The organism is Pseudorhodoferax soli (assembly GCF_003337555.1).
Lineage (GTDB): Bacteria > Pseudomonadota > Gammaproteobacteria > Burkholderiales > Burkholderiaceae_C > Pseudorhodoferax > Pseudorhodoferax soli.
This window is the reverse complement of the sequence record NZ_QPJK01000012.1, coordinates 228,210-241,989: the sequence shown is the minus strand read 5'-3', so window position 1 is coordinate 241,989 and position 13,780 is coordinate 228,210. Positions and strand designations below refer to the sequence as shown.

The following is a 13,780-nucleotide window of genomic DNA, read 5'->3' as shown; positions in this document are numbered from 1 at the left end:
GGAGCCCTTCAAGATCGAAGGCGGCTACGTGCAGGTGCCCAAGAAGCCGGGCCTGGGCGTGGAGCTGGACATGGCCGAGGTCGAGAAGGCCCACCAGCTGTACCTGCAGCACGGCCTGGGCGCGCGCGACGACGGCGTGGCCATGCAGTACCTCATCCCGAACTGGAAGTTCGACAACAAGCGGCCCTGCATGGTCCGCTGACGCCAGCCCGCGGCCTGCGCCGCGGGGCCCACGGGCTGGCCACGCCGGCCCGCCCATTTCTATAAGAGGAGACACCGTGAACACAGTACCCCGACACTGGCGCCTGCTGCCGGCCGCCATCGCCGCCGCCGCCCTCGTGGCCTGCGGCGGCAGCGAAGACAAGGGTGTGGACCGCAGCGCCTTCCGTGCCGCTGGCATGGTCTACGCCGCGCCGCAGGTAAGCAGCGATGCCGCCGGCGCCCAGACCATCAGCGTGGCGGTGCTGGCCAAGGACGGCATGAAGACGCTGTCCACCACGGCGGTCTCTGCCGACGCCGCAGCCGCCATCAGCGCCAAGCTGGTGCCGGGCAACCTGGTCGACTGGGTGCCTGCTGCGGAGGCCAACCGCGTCACCGTGGCGTCCGAGCCGGCCCAGACCTTCAACGTGGTGCTGGCCAAGGGCGGCTCCGCCGCCGCGCAGTTCGACCTGGCCAGGTTCGGCCCCGAAGTCACGCGCCACAAGGACATTCCGGGCCCCATGGTGGCGGCCGGCTGGGTCTACGCCAAGTCGGCGGGCAGCATCACCGTGGGCGATGGCCGCGTCGTGCTGGCCGACATGGCGGGCCGGCCCTACGCCACGCCCATCAAGCGCTACGAGGAGACCTACACCCTCGCGCCGGACGTGCAGGTCTTCAACGTCGACACCAGCGACTACAGCAAGAGCGCGGCCTCCACCGTCGCGGCCATTCCGGTCACGGCCGACTACGCCTACAGCACCACGGCGCGCCAGGCTGCCTACCTGGTGTTCGACACCAACCACACGGAATCCGAGAAGGCCAAGGTGGTGGCGATCTGGTACTTCACGCCGCAGTCCACCAGTGACGGCAAGCCCGTGTGGGACGTGCCCTCGCAAAGCCCGCTGCTGGCCGACAAGGGCACGGACCCGGTCTCCGGCCAGGCCTACATGGCCATCAACGCCACCGGCGTGACCGCCGCGCCCTACACGCGCAGCACCGAGCCCTTCGAGATGGTCAAGGACACGATGTACTACGTGGGCGACAACGAAGTCGCCTCCTACATCCTGAAGGCCGACATGGGCACGCCCAACGACAAGTCGGACGACAAGCTCATCAAGATCGACGCCGGCTGGGCCAACAGCGGCTACCAGTACTGGAAGAACATGGAGCTGCTGGGCCTGGACCCGCGCGCCGTGACCGATGTCTGGCTCACCCACGGCCACGGCGACCACTACGGCACCGTTGTCGAGCAGCTGCGCATGGCCGACAACGCCGGCAAGGCCGTCAAGCTGTGGGCCTCGCGCGAGGACGTGACCGGCATCACGCAGGACCAGCGCGGCAACACCTGGAACATCGCCGGTGCGCTGCCCGCCTCGGAGACCGAGATCCGCGCGCGCACCACCGACTTCTACAAGTACGACGCGTGGTACGACTACGGCAACGTGCAGATCATGGTGATCTGGTCGCCGGGCCACACGCCGGGCACCACCAACATGCTGTTCCGCGTGAAGAACCCGGTCGACGGCAAGTTCCTCACCTTCGGCTACCACGGCGGCTACGGCGTGAACGGCCTGACCACGCCCACGGCTGCCAACGGCTTCCTGCGGCTGTCGTTCCAGGCCGGCTTCAGCTACCTGCAGCAAAGCCTGGACGTGGACTTCGTCTCGCCGCAGCACACCAACCAGTTCCCCATCGTCGAGGTGTACCAGGCGCTCAAGGCCTACAACCGCGATCCGGCCAACGCGGGCAAGCCGCTGACCATGCTGGAGGCGATGCGCTCCAAGGTGTTCGACTCGCCTGCCGTGGGCGGCACAAACATCACCAGCGAGTTCGCCAACCAGCTGGAGAAGCGCCGCTCGGTGATCTCGTACGCGGCCAGCGATGCGGCCAACAGCAGCTACAAGAGCATCGAGACTTCCGGCCCGTTCAAGCCGGGGCGCGAGGCGGGTCCCACGGTCACGGCCACGCTGCTGGACGGCGGCAAGATCGTGCAGGGCTTCGTCGGTCCGCAGAACAAGAACCCGGCCATTCCACTGCTGGCCAGCGGCATCGTGACCGCCACCGACCAGTACGTGAACGACCCCGCGGGCTTCTACGTGCAAGTGGCGGTGCAGGTCAACGACGGCTACCCCGGCTACCTGCCGAACAACTTCACGCAGTTCAGCCCGGGCACCAACCAGACCATCACCTACCGCGGCGGCCCGGTCGAATCGGTGCATGCCAAGCCGGGCGAGGTGCTGCGCACCAGGCGGCTGAACTCGCTGGCCGAGGCCCAGGCCGTGCTGGCGACGATCGCGCAGGGCCGCCAGGTGACGATGACGCTGACGCCTGCCAGCGAGATCGTGGTGCCGGCGGATGTGACGCAGACCTTCCGCTGATGCGCATGCGGCACGCCTTGCTGGCCGCATGCGTGGCGCTGGCCTGCGCGGCCCAGGCCGAGCCCGCGCCATCGGCGCAGGCACAGGCACAGGCACAGGCCCTCTACGCCCAGGCCCGCCACTACGCCGGCGTCACCGGCCAGGTGGTGGACCTGGCACAGGCCCATGCCTACCTGCGCCAGGCGGCCGAACGTGGCCATGTGCAGGCCCAGGTCGACCTGGGCTACCTCTACCTGGACGGCAACGCCCAGGTGCCCAAGGACCCGGCGGCCGCGTTCCACTGGTTCCGCACCGCCGCCGGCCACGGCGCCGTGCCGGCCCAGTGCATGCTGGGCGACTTCTACGCCAACGGCTGGGGCGGTGCGCGCAAGGATGCGGCCGAAGCCCTGCGCTGGTACCGCCGCAGCGCCGCCACCGACGCGCCTTGCGCCTCGCGCGCGCAGTACGCGCTGTACCGCGCCTACGCAGACGGCGCGGGCGTGCGCCGCGACATGCCTGCCGCCATCGCCTGGCTGCAGCAGGCGGCCGAGGCCGGCAACCCGCGCGCCCAGCGCGCGCTGGGCCGGGCCTACGACCGCGGCGAGGGCGTGGCGCGCGACCCCGCACTCGCGCGCGTGTGGTTGCGCAAATCGCGCGAAGGTGTGGCCCCGCACGACGACCACGAGCACGACATGCCCAGCTTCGCCGGCCCGCTGCTGTTCAAGAAGCTGGCGCCGTTCTCGCCGCCGGCCAGGGAGCCATCGCCATGAACCCGTTGCGCCGCCGCACCTGCGCGGCCCTGGCCTGCGCCATGCTGGCGCCGGCCATGGCGAAAGAAGCCTTCCGCACCATCGCCTGGGACGACCTGCTGCCCCAGGACTGGAACCCCTGGGCCGACTTCCAGGGCGCGGGCGCGGGCGTGGACCTGCGCCGCCTGCCCGACGACGACCCGCGCGCCGCCGCCGCGCTGCAGCGCCTGCGCAAGGTCTGGGACGATGCGCCGCTGGTCGCCGCGCTGGACGGCGCGGCCATCCGCATTCCCGGCTACGTGGTGCCGCTGGAGACGAGCGCGCAGGGCCTGCGCGAACTGCTGCTGGTGCCGCATTTCGGCGCCTGCATCCACACGCCGCCGCCGCCCTCCAACCAGATCGTCCACGTGCGGCTCGACAAGCCCCACAAGTCGCTGGGCACCATGGACACGGTCTGGGTCAGCGGCCGGCTGCAGCTGGCACGCGCCAGCACGGCGCATGGCGTCAGCGGGTATGCGCTGGCGGGCCAGCGCGTGGAGCGTTACGCCGGCGCCCCACGCTGAAGCGCGCCGGGCGGCGCCAGGTGGCCATGCGCCGCGCGCTGCGCCAAGGCACGCAGATTTGACGCAGATTTGACGCGTGCGCCTGTTTTCGGAATGGAGACTTTACGGGGCTCCATCGAATACTGACGACTGGCACTTTTGCCATTCGATCGCGAGCAAGAACATGCGCTCCAAGCATCTGGTTTCCCTCGGGGGAACCGCCGCACCCTGCGGTGGATTGACGACAGCGGCCCTGCCTTCGGCGGCATCCGCGCAACCGGCGGGCCCGGCGGCCCCCACCTCCCACGGCGGCGCGCCCGGTGGCGCGCACAGGCACAAGGCGCCCGCGGTGCAGGTGGCCCGTGCGGACGGAGATGCCCACCATGGCTGAATCCCTTGTGCTGCTCGTCGTCGTCCTGGCGCTGGCCTGGCCGCTGGGCCACTACCTGGCCGCCGTCCTGCGCGGCGGCCCCATGCGCAGCGACATCCTGTTCGGCTGGCTGGAGCGGCCGATCTACGCCCTCCTGGGCACGCGCCCGCAGGTCGGCATGCGCTGGCGCGGCTACGCGCTCGCCTTCCTGTCGTCCAACCTCGTGCTGGCCATCGTCGTCTGGGCCATCTTCATGACGCAGGCCTGGCTGCCGCTCAACCCGGACGGCGTGCCCAACATGTCCTGGGACCTGGCGCTGCACACCATGGTGTCGTTCCTCACGAACACCAACCAGCAGCACTACGCCGGACAGGCGCAGCTGTCCTACCTGTCGCAGATGACGGGCATCGTCGGCCTGCAGGTGGTCACGCCCGTGATGGGCCTGGCCATCGTCGCGGCCACACTGCGCGGCCTGTTCGGCGGCCGCCAGGCCGCGCCCTCGGACCCGCAGGCCGCGATCGACGTGGGCAACTACTGGGCCGACGTCGTGCGTGCCAGCCTGCGCTTCGTGCTGCCGCTGTGCCTGGTGCTGTCGGCGCTGCTGACCTGGCAGGGCGTGCCGGCCACGCTGGCCGCCGGTCCCGTGGCCACGCCGGTGGCGGCCAGCTCCGACTTCACACAACAGAAGATCCCGCTCGGACCGGTCGCGCCCATGGTGGCCATCAAGCAGCTGGGCAGCAACGGCGGTGGCTGGTACGGCCCCAACAGCGCCGTGACCCTGGAGAACCCCACGCCGCTCTCCAACTTCCTCGAAACGGCCGCCATCGTGCTGATCCCGGTCAGCATCGTGTTCATGGTCGGCCCCTTCACCGGGCGGCGCCGCTTCGGCGCCATGGTCTTCGCGACCATGCTGACCATGTCGGTGGCTTCCGCTGGCCTGTCGCTGTGGTCCGAGGGCCATTCCGCCACCGCGCTGGACGCCGCACTGATGGAGGGCAAGGAAGTGCGCCTGGGCGTGGACGCCTCGGCGCTGTGGGCTTCGCTGACCACGCAGGTCAACAACGGCTCGGTCAACACCATGCTGGACTCCACCGCGCCGCTGACGGGCATGGTGTCCATGGTCAACATGCTGATCAACGCGATCTGGGGCGGCGTGGGCTGCGGCCTGCAGCAGTTCATCGTCTACCTGCTGCTGGCCGTGTTCCTGGCCGGGTTGATGACGGGGCGCACGCCGGAGTTGTTCGGCCGCAAGATCGAAGGGCCCGAGGTGCGCTTGCTCGCGGTGCTCGTGCTGCTGCAGCCGGTGGTGATCCTGGGCTTCACGGCGCTCACGCTGGCCTGGCCGGGCCTGGCCGGCAATTCCAACCCGGGCTTCCACGGCATCAGCCAGGTGTTCTACGAGTACGTCTCGGCCTTCGCCAACAACGGTACCGGCTTCGAAGGCCTGGGCGACGCCACGCCGTGGTGGAACGTGAGCTGCGCCATCGTCCTTGCGCTGGGCCGCTATCCGGCGCTCGTGGTGCCGCTGGCCATCGCCGCCATGCTGGCCGCCAAGCGGCGCGCCCCCGAGGGCTCGGGCTCCCTGCAGATCGAGACCCCGACCTTCGTGCTGACGCTGATCGGCATCGTCATCATCCTCACGCTGCTGCAGTTCATGCCGGTGCTGGTGCTGGGCCCCGTGGCCGACCACCTGTCGCTGAACGCGCTGCTGGCGCGCTAAGGAGGCTTCCATGCGCACCGCAAACGTTTCCCAAGCGGCCGACCAGGGCATGTCCCTCAAGCCGGCCATCGTCGACTCCTTCGTCAAGCTGGCACCCCAGCACGCGGTCAGGAACCCCGTGATGGCGGTGGTCTGGCTGGGCACGGTGCTGACCGCCGTGGCCACGCTGGCCGGCTGGACCGACGCCGGCTTCGGCTGGGCCGTCACGCTGATCCTGTTCGTGACCGTGCTGTTCGCCAACTTCGCCGAGGCCGTGGCCGAAGCGCGGGGCCGCGGCCAGGCCGCCTCCCTGCGGCGTGCCCGCAAGGACCTGGTGGCGCGCCGGCTGGACAGCGCCGGCCAGGAAAGCGCCGTGCCCGCGGCCGAGCTGCGGCCCGGCGACCAGGTGGTGGTCGAGGAGGGGCAACTGGTTCCCGCCGACGGCGAGATCGTCGAAGGCCTGGCCACCATCAACGAAGCCGCCGTGACCGGCGAATCGGCCCCCGTGCTGCGCGAGGCGGGCACCGACCGCTCCGGCGTGATCGGTGGCACCAAGGTGCTGTCCGACCGCATCGTGGTGCGCGTGACAGCCGAGCCGGGCCACAGCTTCCTGGACCGCATGATCGCGCTGGTCGAGGGCTCCAACCGGCAGAAGACGCCCAACGAGATCGCGCTCGGCATCCTGCTGGTCGTGATGACCGTCACCTTCGGGGCCGTGGTCGCGACGCTGCCCTTCATCGGCGGCTTCGTGGGCGTGCAGATCAACGTGGTGCTGCTCGTGGCGCTGCTGGTCTGCCTGATCCCCACCACCATCGGCGGCCTGCTGCCGGCCATCGGCATCGCCGGCATGAACCGCGCGCTCAAGGCCAATGTGCTGGCCAAGTCGGGCAAGGCGGTCGAGGTCGCCGGCGACGTGGACGTGCTGCTGCTGGACAAGACCGGCACCATCACCTACGGCGACCGCCAGGCCACGGCCTTCCACCCGCTCGCAGGTGTCGATGCCTCGCAGCTGCGCCAGGCCGCCCTGCTGGCCTCGCTGGCCGACCCGACCCCCGAGGGCAAGTCCATCGTCAAGCTCGCACGCGAGAAGGGCGAGCAGCTGGCCGACCCGCAAGGCGCGCACTTCATGGCCTTCACGGCCCACACGCGCATGTCCGGGGTGGATCTGCCCGGCGCGCGCGGCGTGGAGGACTCCACCGCGCGCCGCATCCGCAAGGGCGCGATGGACGCCATCGCGCGCCATGTGAAGGAGCTGGACGGGCGCGTGCCGGCCGAGCTGCAGGCCCGCGTGGACGACGTGGCCCGCCGCGGCGCCACGCCGCTGGTGGTCAGCGATGGCCGCCACGTGTTGGGTGTGATCGAACTGTCCGACGTGATCAAGCACGGCATCAAGGAGCGCTTCGCGCGGCTGCGCGCGATGGGTGTCCGGACGGTCATGATCACTGGCGACAACAAGCTGACGGCGGCCACCATCGCCGCCGACGCCGGCGTGGACGACTACATCGCCGAGGCCCGGCCCGAGGACAAGCTGGCCCGCATCCGCGCAGAGCAGGCCGGCGGACGCCTCGTCGCCATGGTCGGCGACGGCACCAACGATGCTCCGGCGCTGGCCCAGGCCGACGTGGGCCTGGCCATGAACTCGGGCACGCAGGCCGCCAAGGAGGCCGGCAACATGGTCGACCTGGATTCGGACCCGGCCAAGCTGCTGGCGGTGGTGGAGATCGGCAAGCAGCAGCTGATCACGCGCGGCGCGCTGACGACCTTCTCGCTGGCCAACGACGTGTCCAAGTACTTCGCCATCCTGCCCGCGCTGTTCGCCGCCAGCATCCCGCAGATGGCCGCGCTCAACGTGATGCAGCTGCACAGCCCGTCCAGCGCGGTGCTGTCGGCGCTGGTCTTCAACGCCATCATCATCCCGGCGCTGATCCCGCTGGCGCTGCGCGGGGTGCGCTTCAAGCCCGCCAGCGCCACCGAGCTGCTGCGCAACAACATGCTGGTCTACGGCGTGGGCGGCGTGCTGCTGCCCTTCGTGGGCATCAAGCTGATCGACCTCGTGCTGTCTGCACTGTTCACCTTTTGAGGAGCCCGCCATGACCATGACATCCACGCTCGCGGCGCAAGCCCGCCAGACCGCCACGGCCACGCCCGCGCCTGTGGTGGTGGACGATAGGGGCGCCTGGCGCGGCGCCATCGGGCTGGCCGTGCTGACGCTGGCCGGCTTCGGGTTCCTGTACGCATTGGCCGGCGTCGGCATCGGCCAGGCGCTGTTCGCGGCCACGGCCAACGGCAGCCTGCTCGAGCGCGGCGGCCACACGGTCGGCTCCACGCTGGTGGCCCAGCCGTTCGCCGGCGAAGGCTACATCCAGCCGCGGCCCTCGGCCGCGGGCTACGACCCGATGGCACTGGCCGGCAGCAACCAGGCGCGCACCAACCCCGACATGCGCAAACGCATCGACGAGGCGCGCGCCGCCATCGCGCAGCGCGAGGGAGTGGCGCCGGCGGCGGTGCCGGGCGACCTGTTCACGCAGTCCGGCGGCGGCATCGACCCGCACATCAGCCCCGAGGGCGCGGCGATCCAGATCGCGCGCGTGGCCCGTGCGCGCGGCCTGCCCCGCGAGGCGGTGGAGCGGCTCGTGGCCGGGCACACCGAGGGCCGGCAGCTGGGCCTGCTGGGCGCGCCGCGTGTCAACGTCCTGGAACTCAATCTCGCGCTCGACGCGGCGCAGGGAAAGTAGCCGGTGCGCGTGCTCGACCCCGCGCACGGTGCCGCTCCGCGGTGGCCGGCCTCCGTTGCCGGCCCATGCGCCCCAGCGGCCACAGCGGCCGCAGCGGTGTGGGCGCGCACGCCTTGCCGTGGGGTCGCCGTACCATCCCGTGCCGCGCCCGTGGCGCAAGAACTCCGCGCCGCGGCCCCACCGCACTGAGCCAGCAACGCCCATGGGATCCGAAAACACCGAGCAAGCGAACGCACTGATGGGGGAGCTGCGCCGCCAGGCCGCTGGCCGGTTGACGGTTTTCCTGGGTGCCGCACCCGGGGTGGGCAAGACGTACGCCATGCTGGCCCGGGCGCGCGAGCTGCACCGCCAGGGCGTCGATGTGGTGATCGGCATCGTGGAGACCCACGGCCGCAGCGAGACGCACGCCATGCTCGAAGGCCTGCCCAACCTGGCGCGCAAGCGTGTCGAATACCAGGGGCGCCAGCTGGAAGAGATGGACCTGGACGGCCTGCTCGCGCGCAAGCCCGCCATCGCGCTCGTCGACGAACTGGCGCACCGCAACGCGCCGGGCAGCCGCCACGAGCGGCGCTGGCAGGACGTAGAGGAACTGCTGGACATGGGCATCGACGTCTACACGACGGTCAACATCCAGCACCTGGAGAGCCTGAACGACGTGGTGCACCAGATCACGGGCATCCGCGTCGGCGAGACCGTGCCCGACGCGTTGTTCGAGCGCCTGCGCGACATCCGCCTCGTCGACCTGCCCGCGCGCGAACTCATCGAGCGGCTGAACCAGGGCAAGGTCTACCTGCCCGAGCAGGCCGCGCAGGCGCTGCAGGCCTTCTTCTCGCCGTCCAACCTGACGGCGCTGCGCGAGCTGGCCATGCAGACGGTGGCCGAGCATGTGGACGCCGACCTGCGCGAGACGCGCGCGGCGCGCGGCCTGTCGGGCATCGCGCTGCAGCGCCATGTGCTGATCGCGATCGACGGGCAGGGGCAGTCCGAATACCTCGTGCGCGCCGGTGCCCGGCTGGCCGAACGGCGCGGCGCGCCCTGGTCGGTGGTGACCATCGACACGGGCCATTCGGCCGATGCGTCCCTGCACAGCGACGACCTGGGCCGCCAGGGCGCGCCGCGCAACACCACCGCGCAGGTCGGCCAGCAGCGCCAGATGGAGCTGGACAAGGCCTTCGCGCTGGCGCGCAGCCTGGGTGGCGAGACCGAGGTGCTGCACAACACCGACATCACGCAGGCCTTGCTGGACGCCGCCGCCGCACGCGGCGCGCGTTCCATCGTGATCGGCCGCACGCGCGAACGCCCGATCGCCCGCATCTTCAACCGGACGCTGACGCAACAGCTGCTGCAGCGCGGCGCGCGCTACGAGCTCACCATCGTCAGCACGCCGGTGGCGCGACAGCGCGGCCGCCGCTTCCAGGACCTGGCGGGCGAGCGGCCCGCGCGCGGGGAACTCGCCACCATCGTGGGGGCCACGGCGGGCGCCATCGCCATGGCGGCGGTCGCGGAGCAGGTGGTGGGCCTGCAGGATATCTCGCCGGTGTTCCTGGTGGCGGTGCTGCTGGTGGCCTCGCGCACGCGCATGGCGGCCTCGGTGATCACCGCCATCCTGTGCTTCATGGCCTATGACTTCCTGTTCATCGAGCCGCGCTTCACCTTCCTGATCAGCGCGCCGCGCGGCGTGGCCACCGTGATGCTGTTCCTGGCCGCGGCACTGATCGCCGGGCGGCTGGCCTCGCGGCTGCGCATGCAGGTGATCGCCCTGCGGGCCGCGAACACGCACACCACGGCCATGCAGAACCTGGCCCGCCAGCTGGCCAAGGCGGCGGACGTCGGCCAGGTCATCGCGGCCAGCGCCTCGGTGCTGCGGGCGGCCCTGCATGCCGAGGTGTGGATCCGCATCCACGACGCGTCCAGCCCCGCGGCGGCCGAGCCGCACCTGGGCGAGCGCGACCGGGCCGCGGCCGACTGGACGCAGCGGCACGGCGAGCAGAGCGGGCGCTACACCGACACGCTGTCCCACTCGGAGTGGTGGTTCCTGCCCATCCTGGCCGACCAGGAGAGGCTGGGCGTGGTGGCGCTCCGCTTTGCGGCCTCGATGAACCGCCTTTCGTTCGAGCAGCGGCGCCTGGCCGAGAGCATGACGGAAGACATCGGCCAGGCCGCCTCGCGCGCCCGGCTCGTCGCCGAGCTGGAGGCGGCGCGCGTGGCCGGCGAGACGGAGCGGTTGCGCTCGGCGCTGCTGTCTTCGGTCTCGCACGACCTGCGGTCGCCCTTGGCTTCCATGATCGGCGCGGCCGACAGCCTCGCGCACTACGGCAAGGACATGGACGCCGCCGACCGCGCCAGCCTGCTGGACACCATCCGTGTCGAGGGCGAGCGCCTGGACCGCTACATCCAGAACCTGCTGGACATGACGCGCCTGGGCCACCAGGGGCTGACGCTCACGCGCGACTGGATCGGCATCGACGAGCTGGTGGGCTCGGCCGCGCGCCGGCTGCAGCGCTACCTGCCCTCCGCCCGTGTGGTGACCGCGATGGACGCCGGGATCGGGCCCATCCATGTCCATCCCGCGCTGATCGAGCAGGCGCTGTTCAATGTCATGGAGAACGCCGCCAAGTTCTCACCACCGGGGGAAGCAGTGCACGTGCGCGCGCACCGCGGGGACGACGGCACGCTGTGCATCGATGTCTCCGACAAGGGCCCCGGCATCCCGGCGGACGAGCGCCGGCGCATCTTCGACATGTTCTACAGCGTGGAGCGTGGCGACCGCGGCAAGCAGGGCACCGGGCTGGGCCTGACCATCGTGCAGGGCATCGTGGGCGCGCACATGGGCCGCGTGGAGGCGCTGCCCGGGCCGGACGGCGTCGGCACCACCATCCGCATCGTGCTGCCGGTGGAGTAGCCTTCAGGCCGCAACGGAAGGATGCACATGACAGATGCAAGCGATGCAGCCTCGGCCAGGACCGGGCACCGCGTGCTGGTGATCGACGACGAGCCGCAGATCCGCAAATTCATCGACATCAGCCTTCGCTCGCAGGGCTATGCGACGCTGCTGGCCGAGAACGGCCAGCAGGGCCTGGGCCTGCTGGCCAGCAAGGGCGCCGACATCGTCGTGCTGGACCTCGGCCTGCCGGACATGGACGGCCGCGACGTGCTGAAGGAACTGCGCCAGTGGTCCCGCGTGCCCGTGGTCGTGCTGACCGTGCGCTCCAGCGAGGACGAGAAGGTGGCCCTGCTGGACGCGGGCGCCAACGACTACGTGACCAAGCCCTTCGGCATCGCCGAGCTGATGGCGCGGATGCGGGCCTTCCTGCGCAATGCGGCGCCGGCCGACGACGGGGCACCGAACTACGACGACGGCACGTTGCGCATCGACCTGGCGCGCCGCGAGGTGCATCTGGACGGCCAGGCGCTGGCCCTGACGCGCAAGGAGTTCGCGCTGCTCTCCATCCTCGTGCGCCAGAGCGACCGGCTGATCACGCAGTCGCAGCTGCTGCGCGAGATGTGGGGCCCCACGCACACCGAGGATGCGCACTACCTGCGTGTGCTGGTGGCCAAGCTGCGCCACAAGCTCGGCGATGTGGCGGCCGCGCCCCGCTACATCGTCACGGAGCCCGGCGTGGGCTTGAAGTTCGTGTCGGAGCGCGCCGCGGGCTGACGCCGCAGGCCGTGGCGGGCCCGGCCTTGACGCATTCTTTGCGCAGCGCCCGCAAGAGTTGACAGCGGCTTGACGGGCATGTCCCGACACTGGAAGCCTCTCGACTTTCCCCTGACGACCCATGGCCTATGCCGCGTACAAGGAGTTCACCCCGGCCGCTACCGCGCCACGCCGGCCGGTGTTCCAGGTGCTCGATGTCACCGTCCCGCTGGCCGATGCGCACGGTGTGCGCCGTGCCCTGCTGGCCTGCGACGGCGTGGACATCCTGCGCTGCGAGCCGCTGCCACGCTCGGGTGCCGCCTGCGCCAGTGCGGCACCGCGGGCCCGGTTGACGCTGCACCTTGCCGACTGCAGCTTCGAGGAGGTCGCGCACCAGGTGCTGGCCTGTACGCACGATGGCGAGTTCGGCCGGATGGCCAGCTGGCGCGACCACCTGCGCCATCTGGGAATGCCCTGCGGCAACTAGGTGCGGCGCCGCATGCGGCGCTGCTCAGTCGGCGACGAAGCCCGTTGCCTTGACGATGCGCGCCCAGCGCGCCGATTCCGCGTTCATCTGCTGCAGGAAGGCGTCGCCGCACAGCGGCGCCGAGGGCGCCAGGCCCGAGGTGGCCATGCGCTGGCGGAAGTCCGGCGAGGCCAGCACCTTCTGGTGCGCCGCGGTCAGCCGCTGCACGATGGGTGCCGGCAGGCCCTTGGGGGCCGACAGGCCGAACCACACCGTGGTCTGCAGCTGCGGCAGGCCGATCTCGGCCACCGTGGGCACGTCGGGCAGCTCGGCAGAACGCTGGCCCGCCGTCGTCGCATAGGCCACGAGCTTGCCGGCCTTGATCTGCGGGCCGGCCGTGGCGATCTGCACGAAGCCCAGCGGCGCCGTGCCGCCCACCATGTCGGTGATCTGGTTCGGGCTGCTGCGGTAGGGCACGTGCGTCATATCCACCTTGAGCGCCTCGGCCAGCTGGTAGCCCAGGAAGTGCGCGGGCGAGCCGGGGGCGAACGACGAATAGGTCGGCGGCGTCTTCTGCGCCTTGATCCACTGCGTGAGCTCGGCGAAGTTGCGCGTTGCCAGGCTCGGGTGGCTGGCCAGCACCAGGCCGGCTTCCACGCCCTGGCAGATCGGCGTGAAATCGGCCGGTACGTAACGCGCCCGCGGGTTGGCGTTGGGCGTGATGGTCATCATGCCGGCCGTGCTGACCAGCAGCGTGTAGCCGTCGGCCGGCGTGCGCGTCATGACCTGGGCGGCCACCATGCCGCCGACGGCCGGCGAGTTCTCCACCACGACGGGCTGGCCCAGTTCCTTGACGAGCAGGTCGGCCAGCGCGCGGGCGTAGGCGTCGGGCGGGCCGCCTGGCGTGGAGGGCGTGATGAGCTTGATGGGGCGCTCGGGCCAGCTCTGGGCCTGTAGCGGCATGGCTGCGATGGTGAGCAGGGCGGCGGCGCAGAGGGCGCGGCGGGGGATGTGCATGGCTTGTCTC

General features: G+C 70.9%; 10 protein-coding genes and 1 pseudogene. 10 read left to right on the top strand and 1 reads right to left on the bottom strand.

Annotated features, from left to right (window positions below; translation table 11 throughout):
• From gudD to DES41_RS32965, 10 genes and pseudogenes are all read left to right on the top strand, one after another.
• A pseudogene (gudD, locus tag DES41_RS33010) lies at positions 1–202 on the top strand (glucarate dehydratase); the annotation flags it as partial.
• 76 nt (positions 203–278) lie between these two features.
• Positions 279–2,576 carry an MBL fold metallo-hydrolase gene (locus DES41_RS33005; protein ID WP_114471862.1) on the top strand — a complete coding sequence of 766 codons (2,298 nt, stop codon included), beginning with the start codon at positions 279–281 and terminating at the stop codon, positions 2,574–2,576.
• A 5-nt stretch (positions 2,577–2,581) separates the two neighbouring features.
• A complete protein-coding gene (locus DES41_RS33000; protein ID WP_211333132.1) occupies positions 2,582–3,325 on the top strand; it encodes a tetratricopeptide repeat protein in 744 nt (247 codons plus the stop codon).
• Positions 3,322–3,867, top strand: coding sequence for a DUF3299 domain-containing protein (locus tag DES41_RS32995; protein ID WP_114471860.1), 546 nt, complete (start codon positions 3,322–3,324; stop codon positions 3,865–3,867). Before DES41_RS33000 ends, DES41_RS32995 begins: the two co-directional genes overlap by 4 nt.
• Positions 3,868–4,229: 362 nt before the next feature.
• Positions 4,230–5,936 carry a potassium-transporting ATPase subunit KdpA gene (kdpA, locus tag DES41_RS32990; protein ID WP_114471883.1) on the top strand — a complete coding sequence of 569 codons (1,707 nt, stop codon included), beginning with the start codon at positions 4,230–4,232 and terminating at the stop codon, positions 5,934–5,936.
• Between the two features lie 10 nt (positions 5,937–5,946).
• Positions 5,947–7,995 carry a potassium-transporting ATPase subunit KdpB gene (gene kdpB, locus DES41_RS32985; RefSeq protein WP_114471859.1) on the top strand — a complete coding sequence of 683 codons (2,049 nt, stop codon included), beginning with the start codon at positions 5,947–5,949 and terminating at the stop codon, positions 7,993–7,995.
• Between the two features lie 10 nt (positions 7,996–8,005).
• Positions 8,006–8,650, top strand: coding sequence for a potassium-transporting ATPase subunit KdpC (kdpC, locus tag DES41_RS32980; RefSeq protein WP_114471858.1), 645 nt, complete (start codon positions 8,006–8,008; stop codon positions 8,648–8,650).
• A gap of 202 nt (positions 8,651–8,852) precedes the next feature.
• Entirely contained in the window at positions 8,853–11,552 is a 2,700-nt protein-coding gene (locus DES41_RS32975; RefSeq protein WP_114471857.1) for a sensor histidine kinase, read from the top strand.
• 27 nt (positions 11,553–11,579) lie between these two features.
• Positions 11,580–12,308 carry a response regulator gene (locus DES41_RS32970; protein WP_114471882.1) on the top strand — a complete coding sequence of 243 codons (729 nt, stop codon included), beginning with the start codon at positions 11,580–11,582 and terminating at the stop codon, positions 12,306–12,308.
• 121 nt (positions 12,309–12,429) lie between these two features.
• Positions 12,430–12,774 carry a hypothetical protein gene (locus tag DES41_RS32965; RefSeq protein ID WP_114471856.1) on the top strand — a complete coding sequence of 115 codons (345 nt, stop codon included), beginning with the start codon at positions 12,430–12,432 and terminating at the stop codon, positions 12,772–12,774.
• Between the two features lie 24 nt (positions 12,775–12,798).
• Here the strand turns inward: DES41_RS32965 and DES41_RS32960 are convergent, their stop codons facing one another.
• Positions 12,799–13,770: a Bug family tripartite tricarboxylate transporter substrate binding protein gene (locus DES41_RS32960; RefSeq protein WP_114471855.1), complete on the bottom strand. Its 972-nt coding sequence runs from the start codon at positions 13,768–13,770 to the stop codon at positions 12,799–12,801.
• Between the last annotated feature and the right edge of the window lie 10 nt (positions 13,771–13,780).